17 protein-coding genes are annotated in these 15624 nt (G+C 43.7%); 14 read left to right on the forward strand and 3 right to left on the reverse strand.

Annotated features, from left to right (window positions below):
• Position 1 precedes the first annotated feature (1 nt).
• Positions 2–952, reverse strand: a complete 951-nt coding sequence (locus FR741_RS03595; RefSeq protein ID WP_065645470.1) for a LysR substrate-binding domain-containing protein — start codon at positions 950–952, stop codon at positions 2–4.
• A 98-nt stretch (positions 953–1050) separates the two neighbouring features.
• On the opposite strand from FR741_RS03595, the gene FR741_RS03600 reads away from it, so the two are divergent.
• Positions 1051–1260 carry a DUF1127 domain-containing protein gene (locus tag FR741_RS03600; protein WP_047008935.1) on the forward strand — a complete coding sequence of 70 codons (210 nt, stop codon included), beginning with the start codon at positions 1051–1053 and terminating at the stop codon, positions 1258–1260.
• 68 nt (positions 1261–1328) lie between these two features.
• Here FR741_RS03600 and FR741_RS03605 read toward each other — a convergent pair whose 3' ends face one another.
• Together FR741_RS03605 and FR741_RS03610 are read right to left on the reverse strand one after the other, a co-directional pair.
• Entirely contained in the window at positions 1329–3020 is a 1692-nt protein-coding gene (locus FR741_RS03605; protein ID WP_167427061.1) for an AMP-binding protein, read from the reverse strand.
• Between the two features lie 148 nt (positions 3021–3168).
• Positions 3169–3894, reverse strand: coding sequence for a helix-turn-helix domain-containing protein (locus FR741_RS03610; RefSeq protein ID WP_167426274.1), 726 nt, complete (start codon positions 3892–3894; stop codon positions 3169–3171).
• A 330-nt stretch (positions 3895–4224) separates the two neighbouring features.
• On the opposite strand from FR741_RS03610, the gene FR741_RS03615 reads away from it, so the two are divergent.
• The 13 genes from FR741_RS03615 to FR741_RS03675 all read left to right on the forward strand — a co-directional run bounded on the left by FR741_RS03615 (position 4225) and on the right by FR741_RS03675 (position 15612).
• Positions 4225–4398, forward strand: coding sequence for a Flp family type IVb pilin (locus tag FR741_RS03615; protein ID WP_031781043.1), 174 nt, complete (start codon positions 4225–4227; stop codon positions 4396–4398).
• On the forward strand, positions 4398–4886 hold the full coding sequence (locus FR741_RS03620) for an A24 family peptidase (RefSeq protein WP_167426275.1): 489 nt from the start codon (positions 4398–4400) through the stop codon (positions 4884–4886). Before FR741_RS03615 ends, FR741_RS03620 begins: the two co-directional genes overlap by 1 nt.
• A gap of 61 nt (positions 4887–4947) precedes the next feature.
• Entirely contained in the window at positions 4948–6261 is a 1314-nt protein-coding gene (locus FR741_RS03625) for a hypothetical protein (RefSeq protein ID WP_006742388.1), read from the forward strand.
• 13 nt (positions 6262–6274) lie between these two features.
• Positions 6275–7030, forward strand: coding sequence for a Flp pilus assembly protein CpaB (gene cpaB, locus FR741_RS03630; RefSeq protein ID WP_006742389.1), 756 nt, complete (start codon positions 6275–6277; stop codon positions 7028–7030).
• A 7-nt stretch (positions 7031–7037) separates the two neighbouring features.
• Positions 7038–8498, forward strand: coding sequence for a type II and III secretion system protein family protein (locus FR741_RS03635; RefSeq protein ID WP_150919350.1), 1461 nt, complete (start codon positions 7038–7040; stop codon positions 8496–8498).
• Positions 8499–8511: 13 nt separating this feature from the next.
• Entirely contained in the window at positions 8512–8736 is a 225-nt protein-coding gene (locus FR741_RS03640) for a hypothetical protein (protein WP_012841463.1), read from the forward strand.
• Between the two features lie 25 nt (positions 8737–8761).
• Complete coding sequence (locus FR741_RS03645; protein WP_109169524.1) at positions 8762–10030, forward strand: pilus assembly protein TadG-related protein; 1269 nt, start codon at positions 8762–8764, stop codon at positions 10028–10030.
• Between the two features lies 1 nt (position 10031).
• On the forward strand, positions 10032–10496 hold the full coding sequence (locus tag FR741_RS03650; protein ID WP_012841464.1) for a TadE/TadG family type IV pilus assembly protein: 465 nt from the start codon (positions 10032–10034) through the stop codon (positions 10494–10496).
• The gene (locus FR741_RS03655) at positions 10493–11011 is read left to right on the forward strand and encodes a TadE/TadG family type IV pilus assembly protein (RefSeq protein WP_041852895.1); all 519 of its coding nucleotides are present in this window, start codon (positions 10493–10495) and stop codon (positions 11009–11011) included. Before FR741_RS03650 ends, FR741_RS03655 begins: the two co-directional genes overlap by 4 nt.
• A gap of 12 nt (positions 11012–11023) precedes the next feature.
• A complete protein-coding gene (locus FR741_RS03660; protein WP_006742392.1) occupies positions 11024–12232 on the forward strand; it encodes an AAA family ATPase in 1209 nt (402 codons plus the stop codon).
• A 12-nt stretch (positions 12233–12244) separates the two neighbouring features.
• Positions 12245–13690, forward strand: coding sequence for a CpaF family protein (locus FR741_RS03665; protein WP_006742393.1), 1446 nt, complete (start codon positions 12245–12247; stop codon positions 13688–13690).
• 9 nt (positions 13691–13699) lie between these two features.
• Positions 13700–14668, forward strand: coding sequence for a type II secretion system F family protein (locus FR741_RS03670; protein WP_006742394.1), 969 nt, complete (start codon positions 13700–13702; stop codon positions 14666–14668).
• Between the two features lie 2 nt (positions 14669–14670).
• Complete coding sequence (locus FR741_RS03675) at positions 14671–15612, forward strand: type II secretion system F family protein (protein WP_047008928.1); 942 nt, start codon at positions 14671–14673, stop codon at positions 15610–15612.
• The last annotated feature ends 12 nt before the right edge of the window (positions 15613–15624 follow it).

Below are 15624 nucleotides of genomic sequence, written 5' to 3' on the forward strand. Positions count from 1 at the left end.
ACTATTCTGAAGCTGAGCCAGTATTACTAACATTGAGGTCGATGGTTTTAAAATCTGGTATCACTGACTTTTCAAATGTTTCTATTTCTTCTCTCAACCATTGTGCAAACAATTGGGCTTTAGGTCGCTTTAAGTAGCCTTTTGGAGCGCACAGGTAATACGCAAATTTGGGTTTAATGGCTATATCACCAATTCGGACCAGTTTGCCTGAACGGAAATATTGATGAGCTAAACTGTGTTTGACGAGCGCTACGCCTTGTAGTGATAACGCGGCTTCTAACACTAAGTGTGAGCCACTGTATTTTAAAGCAGGCTTTGCCGCTGAATGACCAAGTCTCGCTAACCACATGTTCCAGTCCAGATCTGGCCATACGTCTTCGATGAGCTCTGCTTTGCTTAAATCTTCAATGCGATAGATTCCGTGCTCTTTCTGATATACCGGGTGACAGGCAGGATAAAAAGCTTCATCCATTAACCATTGTGATTCTAAATTAGGGTATTTTCCTAAACCGTAACGGACACACAAATCGATCTGACTATCTTGAAAAGACACCAAATCATTGGTTGGTTCTAATAGTAAGGCGATATCAGGGTGACGCTGACGAAAAGCCGTAATTTTCGGGACTAACCAATGGTGAGCGAAAGAGGGGAGTGTTGATATCGAAAGGTGGTTAGGATTAGGATCTTGATTAACCAATCTAACCCCTTGCTGCAAATGAGCAAACCCTCTTTCAGCCTGAGTAAACAGCAGCTCTCCCTCAGGTGTGAGCACGATTTTTCTGTGCTGGCGAACAAATAAGTCCGTTCCTAAAAACTCTTCAAGATGACGAATTTGCTGACTAATTGCGGCTGGCGTAACAAACAATTCTTTTGCCGCTGTTTTAAAGCTTCCTTCCTTTGCTGCAACGAAGAAGTAATACAAGCCCTGTAAAGGAGGCATTCGATCTTTCACATTAGTTTTCCTTAACTCAATGGCAGATTCTATCGTTTGAGGATATCAGCGTAGTCGCTGATTATTAAGTGGTCAACATTGTTATAGGAGTTGGTTACATGGAAAACATGACACACACTTGTGAGCGCACTTTATCAGCTGACCATCAGACCGGATTACAGTTAATTTATTCTAAACTTGCTAGTTGGAGAAGAAACTACAAGACACGTCGTCACTTGAGAGAGTTACCAGAACATCTTTGGGACGATATAGGATTAGATGAAAAGGAGATTAATAGTGAAGTGAGGAAGCCGTTTTGGAGAGAGTAGTTTATGAGTTTGATTCAAGCTCAGAATTAAACTGCACTCCCCAATGATATTGAGGAGTGCAGACAAGGCTATAAGTCTTCTTCCCACACAACCAATTCACCTTTCGGCCAGTTGTGACCAATTTCATGATACTTTTGCTCAAGCACATGACGTTTAATTTTGAGTGTTGGCGTCAATACGCCATTTTCAATGCTCCAAGGCTCTTTAATCATTAATACGCCTTTGATTTGCTCATGAGAGGCGAGTTCTTGATTCATTTTTGCAATGACTTTGCGGGTGGTTCGTGCGTACCGCTCCCGATCAAAGTTAGGAAAATCATGTGGCACAACCAAAAGAATCGGGGCTGGTAGCCCTAAACCGATGAGGCACATCATCTCTACGCGACTGTATTCGAAAAGTTTTTTCTCGATAGGAACTGGAGAGACAAACTTACCTTTGGCGGTTTTAAAGTTATCTTTTTTACGGCCTTGAATGGTTAGGTAACCATCTGAGTCGATAGAGCCTATATCGCCTGTGTGTAGCCAGCCCTCTGAATCAAAAGACTCTTGGGTGGCAATGTCATTTTTGTAGTAGCCAGAAAATAGCCCGTTGCCACGCACCATGATTTCATCATCGTCAGCGATTTTTAACTCAATACCTGGTCCAGCATTACCGACACTACCAATTTTGTCAGCTCTAAATGGGTAGTTGAGCGTGCTATAGGCAAATGATTCTGTCATGCCCCAAGCTTCAGTAATATTGAGTCCTACAGAGTGGTACCACTCCAGCAGTGCTGGTGATACCGGGGCAGAGCCACAGCCTAATACTCGAGCCTGATCCAACCCCAATCCTTCTGCGAGCTTTTTCTTGATCAGAGAATTGACGAATGGGATTTTCAATAGAATGTTGAGCTTCTTCTGTGGAAGTTTGTCTTGAATACGTTGTTGGAATAGCGTCCATAATCGCGGGACTGAGATAAACAGAGTCGGGCGGTGCATTTTTACATCTTCGATAAAGGTATCCAATGATTCTGGAAATGCTGTTGGTACACCACCCATGATGGATGAGCCAAAAATGTAGACGCGCTCTGTAATATGAGCCAAAGGTAAGTAAGAAAATAGGCGATCATTTTCTTGAATACCGATATGGTTTATCAGTTGTTGTACTGACCAGTTAAACGCTCCGTAGGTCAGCATCGCACCTTTCGGTAATCCTGACGTACCAGAGGTATACACCAAAGACATTAGCTTATCGTCGTAGTGCTGTGGACGCTCTTCACTTGGCATTGCATCGGCAATGAGTGCTTGGTATTCGTACTGACATTTTGGTGCAGTATCGTAGGGGAGCGAGATACTAATGAGCTCCGGCATTGCATCAATGACTTGCTGGGTTGCTTTAGGATCATCGAGTTTTCCGCCAATGAGCGCTTTACTTTCACTATGAGTCACACAGTATTCGATGGTGTCCGCGCCGGCGGTAGGAAAGATTGGCACACTGACATAATCGCCAAGCATCATCGCAAGATCGCAAATAAACCACTCTGCACAGTTTTTAGATACTAATGCTACTTTGTCACCAGGCTGTACTCCGAGGTTGCGTAGTGCACTGACGAGTTTTAAGGCTTGATCGGCAACATCAGCGAACGTGTATTCAACAAATTGTCGATTAATAATTTGTTTTAGATAGACCTCATTTGGACGCTCTTGAGCCCATTTGAGAATCATTTCATTTGGTGGTGGGAGAGCGCAACCAGCAGCGCTGTTTAGATTCGGCTGATTCATTTTTAGTGACTCCATGTCTTCTCGTTGTATTTATAATTGTTAACGCATTGTTAACTTTAGCATGTTAAATAACGACACGGGAATGCATTTTGATGAAATATGTGGGGAGGATAGCGTTAGTTACCCCTAAAGTCGGTACTAATAGCGCCTAAAACTGTTGCCGATAATTCGCTGGGGACAGGCCTGTTTTTTTCTTAAAAATTCGAGAAAAGTAAGAGACATCTCGGTATCCACACTGATAAGCGATGTAGGCAATTTTCATGGATTCATTTTCAACGAGCATTTTCTTTGCTAATGAAATGCGTTTCGCAGTGACATAATCACGAAAGCACATACCAACTTTGCGATGGAATACTTTGGAAAAGTAGTTCGGTGAGTAGTGACAAAGCGCAGCAGCTTCCTCTTCTCTTAGGTCTTTATGGACGTTATTGGCGATGTAATGAACCACGTCAGAAAAATTCGACTTTCCGCTTCGAGAAAAGAGTTTATCGACCGAAATTTGTTCTTCGTCGACCTTGCTGTGCAAAAAGTATTTCAATTTTATCTGTGATAGCCAAATCGGGAGGGTGATTTCATTCAACGTATAATATTCCGCACAAATATGCTTTGGCGGTAAGTGAGGCTCGATACCGGTTGGATGTACAACGATCAGTTTTTTGTCGAGATTTTCACAGAGCGTGATGACGCCTTTCAGGTGTTCTCGATGATCGCAAGTCATGTAGTAGAAGAAATAGCTGTGTTCTTTATCGCTAAGCACAGAGATATCTTTGCTACAGTCCATAATCTCAAAGTTCTTATCAAACTCACAGCGAAGTGATTCCGGCAGCGAGCAAAGAGTCTCTCCAATCCAATAAGCTTTGGTCAGTCTATCCATATGAATCCCGCTCAGTACGTACTACACCAACGTTAGTATGTATTGAGGTCAGTTGAGCCTCATTCCTTGAGCTTCAGACCTCACCCTTTCGTTTATTAAGCTTAGGCTTATATAGTCATACTGCAAGTGTGAAAGGTGTCACATAGTTGGTGGTGATGTGTCTCGTTATTGATACATTTTGATTCTGAAGCGCAGGTAGGCAAGAAAGTACCAACCTTTGGCAAAAAAGTCCTAACCCCCCTAATTCTCGGTGACTAATGTTTAAGCATGATTCAGGTGCACATGAGACCTGTATCATTAATAGCGAGATACGTTAAAGGGGATAATCTTATGGATAACTTTCGCAATCTAATCAAGGACTTCATGGAAGATGAAGAGGGGCTAACACTTTTAGAGTACATTCTAGGTGCGGCGTTAATTGTTACAGCGTTCTTGACTTCAGGCTTCTGGACGACTTTGTCTAACAAGTTTACTTCAGTAGCTGGTCGTATCAGCAGCTCGTAATGGTTAGCGAGTTAGTTATTTGGTCATTGCTTATTGCGATTGGAGTATCAGACGCTCAGAAACACAGAATACCAAACAAAGCGGTGCTTATGCTTTTGGTTGCTGTTACTGCAAACGTAATTTACAACCCAGCAACAAGTGGCTTGGATCATTTATATGGTGGGTTGGTTGCGTTTGCAGTGTGTTTCGCGCTGTATCTGTTCAGAGTAATGGCTGGAGGAGACGTTAAGTTGCTCGCCGTCATAGGGGCATGGCTGGGTCTGAGTAACCTTGGGGAAGCGTCTACTGGAATAATACTTGCTGGAGGCATCGTGGGCATTTTTTATCTAATGTTACACGTGTCATCGACTAGTGTTGCTCTATCACACCAGATAAAAGGGTATTGCTTAGAAAAAGTAACACCAGGCTTTAGGTCTAATAAGCCGTTAGTCATTCCTTTCGCGCCGATAATCGTAATTGGATTAGCTTATTTCTCCTACACCCATTAAATAATAATAAAAAATGGCATGCAGCATCAGTTGACTAGGCAACTTCAAGAGGGGAAGTGTGATGGGCTCTGTGTATTGGGAAAAACTCGTGCCACAAATAAATCCACCAAAGGTGCCTTCGTCTGTCGAGGGTCTTGGCGTGCCGTCTTCAGTTGTTGAAAACCTAGTGTTGAAACATCTGTCTGCCTATCCCAAATGTGACTTAATCGAATTAACGCAACGGCTTTGTATTGTTTCGAATATTGTCGAGCTTGCTTTGGCGCAGTTAAGAAAGCGAAGTTGGGTAGAAGTTTATCAGCCAGCATCAGACAAGTTGAGTACATCGTATTCCAACGTACGCTACAGTTTAACTGAGCTTGGGCTTGCAGAAGCAGACATTGCGTATAGAAAAGATCCGTATATCGGTCCTGTTCCCGTCTCTTTGGAAGAATATTGGACGGTTGTTGAGGGACAAGATCTTCGCAAGCATCCTATTAATCGCAATGATGTTGAGCGAGCGCTGTCTGACGTGTTTGGTTCGGATCATTTGATACCCGTTTTAGGACCAGCCATTAACTCGGGGCGCGCTTTGTTGCTGTATGGTCATGCGGGTACCGGTAAAAGCTACGTCGCATCAAGAGTGCTCAATGCAATGAACACTTCGGTATTCATTCCTTATGCCGTATATGCCGATGGCAACATCATCAAAGTGTTCTCAGAGCATCATCACCGTCGTTTAGACAACTCCCATTCTCAGGTTTTCGTTAAGTTGGAAACGCATTACGACAAACGCTGGGTTCTTTGTGAAAGACCAAACATTCAAGTGGGCGGTGAGCTGACATTGGATATGCTTGAGGTAAACCACAGCGAGCATAATCGTGTATGGATTGCGCCACTGCAAATGATGGCTAACAACGGAATCTTGGTGATTGATGACCTTGGTCGTCAGTCAATGCCTGTTGATGCCCTGCTAAACAGATGGATCGTTCCTATGGAGTACTTATTTGACCACCTAGCTTTGCCAAATGGTCAACAAGTCACGGTGCCGTTTATGCTCACTCTGGCATTCTCCTCCAACTTTGCACCAAGCAAAATTGCAGACCCCGCTTTTTTACGTCGTTTGGGTTACAAGATCGAGTTTACACCGCTTGGTTTGACAGATTATCAAGCGCTTTGGGTTTCGCTTGCTAAAGATTACCAAATGACGCTTGTGCCTGAGTTTTTCGATACGTTAAGTCAGTTACATCGCGACAATGATGTCGCCAACTACCCTTGTTTACCAAAAGACTTACTCGGTATTAGCCGCGATATTTTGGTGTTCGAAGGGAAAGAGAAGGTCGTCTCATCAGACATTTTAACCCGTGCCTGGGGACTGTACTTCACAGTGGATGAATAGGGAGATCTAAATTATGAGTCGGACTCAAGTCATCATGTTGCTGTTGCTCTCCATTGTTTTCGGCCTTGCCGCCGTGCTGATCGCTAAACAATGGATGGATGGCAGAAACCAACCAACTGTCGAGTTAGAAGAGGTCGAAAGACACCCAGTTTTAGTTGCCGCCATGGAACTAGAGCCAGGGACCATTCTATCTGAGAAACATTTGTCTACTAAGCTCATGGAAGTGGATTGGATAGACGATGAAACGCTAAAAGTACAAGAACAGGCATTGGGAAGAATTGTTGCCAATACCATTTATGCGGGCGAGCTGGTTAACTCGAATCGTCTTGCATTGCCCGGTGAGGGCGCGACACTTGCTGCTTTAATCCCTGAAAACAAACGAGCAATCACCATTCGTGTTAATGACGTTATCGGTGTGGCTGGGTTCTTGTTACCGGGCAATAAGGTCGATGTATTGAATACCGTGAGTTATGGACAAGGTAAAAACGCCACAACAAAAACGGTGCTTAAAAACATCAACGTTCTTGCGGTCGACCAAACAGCCAAAACCAATGATAACAAACCCGTTATTGTGCGTGCGGTGACTTTAGAAGTAACACCGAAAGAGGCAGAAAAGCTCCTATCGGCGAACAGCAAAGGCGACATTCAACTTGCTCTACGCAACCCTCATGAAGTGGATAAACCTGTTGTAGCAAGAAAATACACGCCACGACCTAGTGTGACCATTATTAAGGGATCTCAGGCATCCAGTGTCCGAGTCAGCAATTAGGTGAATTATGAAAACAATAATATTACTCGTTAGCCAGTTACTTTTTGTCAGCTTGTCTGTTAACGCAGCCACGGTGCAGTCAGGAAAAGTCGTGACCGTTGCGCATCACCAATCAACCCAATTGATGATATCCGGCCAAGCGAAGAAAGTGACGTTAGGGGATCCAGAAGTCTTGGATATTTTAGTGCTCAGATCGAACGAGCTGTTTCTTATTGGTAAGAAGTTAGGTACCACGAATGTGTCGGTGTGGGATCGCCGAGGCCGGTTAATTGAGCAGTTTAACGTGGAAGTCACGCATGATCTAAACACGCTTAAGTCGAAGCTTTATCAGTTCTTGCCGGATGAAAATATCGAAGTGCACAGTGCGCAAGAAAAAGTGGTACTTAGAGGCTTGGTCAGCAGTCAGCAAAACATGGACACTGCGGTCAAAATTGCTGAAACCTTCGCTTTGGGTGAAGCGGCAGATGAAGAAGATGACAGCTCTAAAGATGATGACAGCATGGTGATCAATCTACTTTCTATTGGCGGGGCTCAACAGGTGACGCTAGAAGTGACCGTTGCCGAAGTGCAGCGCACACTAGTAAGACGCTTTGATTCAAACTTCCACTTTTTCCAAAGAAGTGGAGACTTTACCTGGGGTGGTACGACTGCTGGTGGCGGTATTGATGGCATTGGACCGATTTTGAACGTCCCAACAGTCGAAGATTTCGGTTTTCTTGGGTCGTTTATCGACAGCAATACCTTGTTTACCTTCGCACTTGATGTGGCGAAACAAAATGGTGTGGCAAAAGTGTTGGCAGAGCCTAGCCTTACCGCATTAAGTGGTACGCAAGCCGAGTTTGTCGCTGGTGGTGAGTTCCCAATTCCAGTACCAAATGAAGATGGTATTACCATCGATTATAAAGAGTACGGTGTTCAACTCGACTTCGTTCCGTTTATTTTGAGTGATAAGAGAATCAACCTCAAATTGAACGTCAATGTGAGTGAAATATCCAACTCAGGTGTGCTGACGTTTAATCCAAACGAAGTGAATGCCACGTTCTTTATTCCGCCAATCACTAAACGAAGTGCTGGCACCACGATTGAGCTGGCTGATGGCCAAACCATTGGTATTGCAGGCTTATTGAGTGAAAACGCACGTAATGTCGCGGATGGCATACCTGGAGCGAGTGATTTACCTGTTTTGGGACGCTTGTTCAAGAGTGAAGAGTTTACCTCAGGGGAAACAGAACTTGTCATTCTGGTCACCCCTCGATTAGCAACCCCAATCGATCGACGTCGAATCACACTGCCAACGGATGGCTTTGTGGCTCCGAACGATGTGGAGTTCTATTTGCTTGGTAAAGGTGCTGAGTTGGATTTCGATAGATACCAGCTAAACGACATCAGTGAAGAAGATACTAACAACTTTATTCAATACGGTTCGTCAGAAGGTGGCTCTGAGGGCAAGTTTGGGCACAGTCTATAAGTGGGAGAGCAAGATGAAAAGCATAATGATAATGACCATTTGTTTCACATCATTCGGCTTGTTTGGCTGTGCGAATGACCCCGAGCTTGGTATCTCGGTTAGCCAGTTGCGCGCTGAACAAACTCTTAATCCAGAAGCGTGGTATGAGAATTTGGGTTATTTACCGGAAGGTAGTGGTGAGCGTACACAAGTTAGCTTAGAGGTATATAACAACAACGGGGTAGCCAAAGATGAGTAAGTGATGTGTTCACTTAGGAGGGGCTATGCGAAGGAATATGCATATAGCACCAAGGCGAACCCAGAAAGGGATTACCTTAGTGTTGATAAGCTTGGTTTTGTTGATTCTGCTAGGCGTTGCGGCGTTTGGTATTGATTTAAATCACCAAGTTCTTAATAAAACACGTTTACAGAATGCGGTCGATACTGCGGCCCTTGCAGGTGCTGTCGTTGCCGATAAGACAGAGGATGTGAATCAGGCTGAAACCGCAGTGAGAACAACGCTTAGTGGAATATCAACCGAGCCTGGAAATTCTGAGCTGACGTTTAGTGACAGTAATACAGCAGTGACATTCTCGCATGATATGCAGACGTTTGTAAGTGCAGCAAGTTTTACACCGCCATTGGGGGAGTACGATATTTATGTCCGCGTAGCGGTCACCGATATTAGCCTAACGCAGTATTTGAGTGGTTTGTTTGGGATTGATAAAGAGGTCTCTGCGAGTGCGGTTGCAGGGCGAAGTGCGGCGATTGCATATACGTGTAATTTAACGCCAATCGCCATGTGTGGTGATCCTGCTGGTGATGTGAGTGATGCATGGGGGTATCGTCCGCCGGGTTACGACCCTAATGTAGATATGGATCCTTCTCTAGTGCATGAGCTGAAAGTCGGGGATCAGAATAACACCGATATGGGGCCGGGAAACTTTCAGTTACTCGATTTTGGGCAAGGAACGGGTAATAGTGGTGCAGCCTTAGTTCGTGATGCATTGTCTGGTGCTTACAACGGTTGCGCCTCAATTGGCGATACCGTTACGACTAAACCAGGTAATAGTGCAGGTCCAGTTGCACAGGGACTGAATGTGAGGCTCAACGACTTTTCGGGACCGATTAAAAATGACGGAACGGTTTTACCAGACAAATACGTGAGAGAGCCCGATGTTTTGGCTGAGACCGATGCGGAGTACGCAGGCGACCTGTATTACGCCAACTATCGTCAGGAGCTAAGCTCTTGTGAAAGCGGTGGTGCTTGTGATGGCAGTAGTTATACCGGTGATGGTGGTCTGAACGGACGCCGGATTTTGCGTATCCCTATCGTAGATTGTACGGCTTCTACAGGTAAGTCTGATTTTGATGTTTTGGGTTTTGGTTGCTTCTTTTTACTACAAAAAGTTAGTAACTCAGGTCAATCATCAGTGTTTGGGCAATTTCTTTATGATTGTTTAATTAATAACGGTTCGACTGGCACGGATCCGACAGATAAAGGCTTCTACCGTATCCAGCTGTACAAAGATCCGTTTAGCGGGGCCTCTTGATATGTTGTATTCAAATAGAAAGCATCAAAGGCCAAATATTTGCAGTCAACAAGGGCTGGCAATCATAGAGTTTATTCTCGCCTTGCCAGTGCTATTGATGCTAACCGTTTTAGTGATCGATGTGAGCCGAGCTTTTATTCAGTATACCGAGGTCAATAAAGCGCTGCAGAATGGGGCAAGGTATGCCGTCGTTGATACGTACGGCACGTTGAACTTTGAGTCAATTGCTGACGAAACCAGTATCAAGAATGTCGTTGTGTATGGAAGCCCAATAGCCTCTACTACACCTGTGATAGACCATATCAGTGTGGATGATATTGTCATTACCCAACCAACGAGTACCAATAAGGTGGTCACTCTATCGGCGACTTACAATTACGTGCCGATATTCTCGACCTTACCTTTTTCGAGCACTTCTTTGCAATTTAGCATTGGGGCGACCACGTCTATGAGGACAGGCCCATGAAACGATTGATAACGAAACAAAAAGGAGTGACGCAGCTTGAGTTCTCGGTAATCGCTTTGGCCGTTATATTAGTCCTGTTTTTGATCATCGAGTTTGCGATCTATTTCTTTTCGGTGCAAATGGTCAATGAGGTAACACGAAGAGCTGCGAGGCTTGCTACCGTGTGCTATATCGCTGATAGGGATGACATTCCTAACTTACCAGCTGTATCAGATCTCTATCCATCAGGCTTTTCTGCGAGTAATTTACAGATAGATTATCTTGATGAAGCTGGTGCAAGTGTTGATGTATCAGGCTTTCTTTCTACCCCTCCAGCGTCTAATGACGTATTAAATGCGCAGTTTTCTCAAATTAAATATGTTCGAGCAAGAGCGGTAAATTATACTTTTCAGTTTTTTGTTTTAGCTGCTTTAATTAATGCAGTAGGGAGTACTCCAGCTTTTGAAACTATATTGCCTGCAGAGAGTTTAGGAATACTTAGACCCGAAGGGACCAATGTCATTACGGATTGCTAATGGAGTAGCTTTATGTTGAAACCAGTTAAAATAAATGAAGAAACATATAAAAGTTTAAAAACTAACTTGATAGTTTGGATAGTTTATTCTACGTCAAACTTTAAAATTCATATTGCTGATGAATTATCCGAATGTGTCAATCTAAATATTGATTGGATAGAGCTAGAGTCTTTTAATTTAGACTTTGTTAAAAATAAGCAAATTCCCGATCTTATTTATATTGAAACCGGTGAAAGTTGGGCGCAGAAAGTGGCTCATGTGTACTCTAGTGACAGTAGCTTACAGCATAATCACACCGCTTTGATTGTCTTTGGTGATGAAAACGATACGGCATCTCTCAAAATGGCATTGAGGCTTGGCGCAACAGACTATTTGTCGCGTTCTGTTGATCTTGGTGAGCTTTATCCGCTATTAAAATCGACCGCGGATGAAAAGATTGCCAATAAACAAATGGGCGATTTAACTTTATTTATCAATACAAAAGGTGGTTCGGGTGCAACAACACTGGCGATCAACACCGCGATAGAACTGTCAAGTTACGCGAAGAGTAAAGTATTGCTCATTGACTTAGATATGCAGTTTAGTGATGCGGCCGATTATTTAAACTGTAAGCCAAAATACAATATTAATGATGTGATTGATTCTGTTAATGATTTGGATGAGTTATCACTAGAAGGTCTCGTATATCAACATCCTTCAGGTTTGAATTATTTATGTTTTAACCAAAATGATACCAAGGATAATCATAAACACGCAGTTCAAGTCAGTAAGTTATTACCTATTCTGAGACAGTTTTACTCACATATTATTGTGGATTTGTCTCATGGTGTTGAGCATGTTTATCAACAAATTGTTTCTCCGGCTACGCATATCTTTTTAATTATGCAGCAGAATGTTACTTCGGTTAAGCATGCTGTCAGCTACATACGTTCTTTAGAATTAGACTATGGTTTAAGTAGTCATCAGGTTGAACTGATTGTTAATCGTTTTGAAAAGAAATCAACAATATCTTTGAAAGACATTGAAAATGCAGTTAGTGGACATGCGATACATTTAGTACCTAATAATTTTGCTATTGCTATCGAGAGCGCTAATTTGGGTAACCCAATTGTTCAATCTAAGAAAAATAGTGCGCTGAAAGCTTCTTTGGCTGAAATATCGCACTTATTAGAAAGTCCGACCAAAGAGAATCAAAGTTGGATCAAAAAACTATTTTCTTAGTAAGGGGGAGTTATGTTTTTCAAACGGAAAGGCGTCGGGAGTTCTTTCAATTCCGTAGATGAAACAAAAGAATCCAAAGTTGTGAATGTCGAGTTGGCAAAATCTGACGAAGATACGTCAGATGAGCAAAGGGCTTTATCGCCTGTTGAAGCCAAGATGAAAGCGATCGAGGAGCAGAAAAAACAGCTAGAACAAGATCTCTCGATCAAACACTACTATCACAAAAAGCTACTGGATACCTTAGATCTCGGGCTTCTATCGCACTTGCAAGAAGATCGTGCGAAAGAGGAGTTACGCGAAGCGGTCGTTCAGCTCATTGCTGAAGATCAAACACACCCGTTGAGCTCTGAAGCTCGCAATCGCGTGATACATCAAATTGAAGATGAAGTGTTTGGTCTAGGGCCGCTGGAACCGTTGCTTGAAGACCCAACGATCTCAGATATCTTGGTCAATGGTCCGAAAAATATCTTTGTCGAACGTTTTGGTAAGCTCGAGAAAACGCCACATACCTTCTTAGATGAGCGCCATCTGCGCAACATCATTGATCGCATTGTTAGCCAGGTTGGACGAAGAATCGATGAAGCATCACCAATGGTGGATGCTCGACTCAAAGATGGTTCGCGTTTCAATGCGATTATTCCTCCTCTTGCCATTGATGGCCCTTCCGTTTCTATTCGACGTTTTGCAGTTGAACGTTTGAATATGGATAACCTATTAGAGCTTGGTTCGTTATCTCCAGAGATGGCGAAGTTTCTCAATGCTGCGGTTGTGGGGGAAATGAATATCCTGATATCTGGTGGTACAGGCTCTGGTAAAACAACCACGCTGAATATTTTGTCGGGCTTCATTCCAAGTGATCAACGTATTGTGACCATTGAGGATTCGGCAGAGTTACAACTCCAACAACCACATATTATCCGCTTAGAAACACGTCCTTCTAATATCGAGGGTAAAGGTGAAATATCTCAGCGCGATTTAGTGAAAAACTCGCTACGTATGCGTCCTGACCGGATAGTTGTTGGTGAGGTTCGTGGCTCAGAAGCGGTGGATATGTTATCGGCAATGAACACGGGTCATGATGGGTCGCTGGCCACCATTCACGCTAACACACCAAGGGATGCGTTGAGCCGTATTGAGAATATGTTCTCGATGGCGGGTTGGAATGTGTCGACCAAAAACTTGAGAGCGCAGATTGCCTCCGCCATCAATATTGTCGTGCAAATGGATCGCCAAGAAGACGGTAAACGCCGCATGGTCAGCGTACAAGAAATCAATGGCATGGAAGGCGACGTTATCACCATGTCGGAGATCTTCACCTTCCAAAGAAGAGGGGTCGATCAAGAAGGTAATGTGTTAGGTGATTACATGGCAACAGGGATTGTACCAAGCTGTCATGACCAATTAGTAAAACGAGGCTTAGACGTACCATTTGAAATATTCAATGAAAAAGCCCGTTAGGAGATTGCTATGGATAGTCAATTCCCCCTTTTTCTTGTGCTGCTTTTTTTGTCCGTATTCTTTATTAGCCAGGCGTTAATTCTGCCTTCTGCGGGTAAAAAGGTTAAGCATAAGCAGTTAATTAAGCGGATACACGAAAGTCATAAACACATCGATCAAGAGAGTATTTCCCTACTAAGGGAAAACTCGCTCAAAAACCTTTCTCCATTAGAGCGATGGCTTGTGAGGTTCAGCCTATTCGATAACTTTAAGAAGAAGTTGGAATTGGCTGGGATACACATGGGGTTCAGTCGGTTTATTTTTCTCACCTTCCTCGGTGGGGTTGCGGTTGGGCTATTTCTGTTCTTATTCGGGCAAGTTTGGTACCTCTGTGCCGGTGTTGCTGTCGCTTGTTGGGTGTCGGTTTACTTCTACTTACAGAAAAGAATTGCAGATCGTTTAATGAAGTTCGAAGAGCAACTGCCAGAGGCGCTCGATATCATTAAACGAGTCCTACAGGCCGGTCAGCCAATTACACAAGCGTTCGGGGAAGTAGGCAGAGAGGTCAGTGCGCCGCTTGGCCCTGAGTTCATGAATACCTTTAACTTACTCAACTATGGTTATGACCTCCGCTTGGCGATTATGCAAATGTCGGAAAGAACCCCTACGGTATCCATGCTTGCTTTCTCGAGTGCGGTGTTACTGCAAAAAGAAACGGGTGGTAACTTAGTCGAAAACATTGAAAAGCTCTCTCATATCCTACGTGCTCGTTTCAAACTCGCTCGAAAAATCAAAACTATTTCTGCGGAATCTCGAATGTCGGCATGGGTATTAGTATTAGCGCCTTTTGGGTTGTACGTCATCATTTCACTCGTTCGGCCTGAGTATATTGAGCTGCTTCATACGCACCCAATGGGGATCAAAATGGTGATTGGTGGGATGGTGGCCTTATTTATCGGCACGCTGTGGATTCGTAAAATCGTCAATATTGAGGTGTAGCTATGGAAAGCATTCAAGGATGGTTAAACGGTTTTGCTGTCGGCCAAGAGACGTTACTCATGGGGTTGATCCTCATCACCACCGTGTTAGTGGTGATGACGCTGGGCTCGATAATTATCGGGGTCAACTCGCCAATTAAAAGAAAGTTAGCCGAACTGTCTGGTGATAAAAAGGAAGTCTCTCACCACAACAAAAAAATGGCTGACACATTGGAGTCGTTAGCGCCTTTAACTTCGCCAACCAGTGAAAAAGAGCGCCAAACGACACGCAATAAACTGATGCATGCTGGGTTTCATGAAAGCAATGCATTGTCGATGTTTTATGCCATTAAATCGGTCACAACAATACTAGGTGTGATGGTGGCGGCACTGGTGTATTTCTCTATTCCGGAATCTAAATATCTGTACACCTACATGGCGTTATCCGTATTTATTGGGCTTCTGATTCCTGATTTTATTTTGCGCCGAATGGTCAACAAGCGTCAGCAAGCGATTCGTGCAGGTGTGCCCGACATGCTCGATTTGCTGGTGGTTTGTACCGAGTCAGGGCTTGGCTTTAATGCAGCTTTGCGTCGCGTTGCAGACGAGCTGGTTATATCTCACCCAGAGCTTGCCGATGAAATCGACACGGTGTGCAACAAAATTAAAGCGGGTAAACCAATGCCTGAAGCCTTAAGAGAGCTAGTATTAAGGACAGGGTTAGAAGAATTGATGGGGCTGGTGAGCATGCTTAGCCACGCCTCTCGAATAGGTGGGAGCTTAGTCAACTCCTTGCGTGAGTATACCGAAGACTATAGGGATAAGCGTCAACAAGCAGCAGAAGAAATTGCTGCAAAAATCCCAGTCAAAATGATGTTTCCAATGGTGCTGTTTATTTGGCCATGTTTTTTCATCGTGGCTATTGGACCTGCGTTAATTTCATTGGCTGAGGCATTTTCTAATTAAAAAGCAAAATAG

Source organism: Vibrio diabolicus, assembly GCF_011801455.1.
Lineage (GTDB): Bacteria > Pseudomonadota > Gammaproteobacteria > Enterobacterales > Vibrionaceae > Vibrio > Vibrio diabolicus.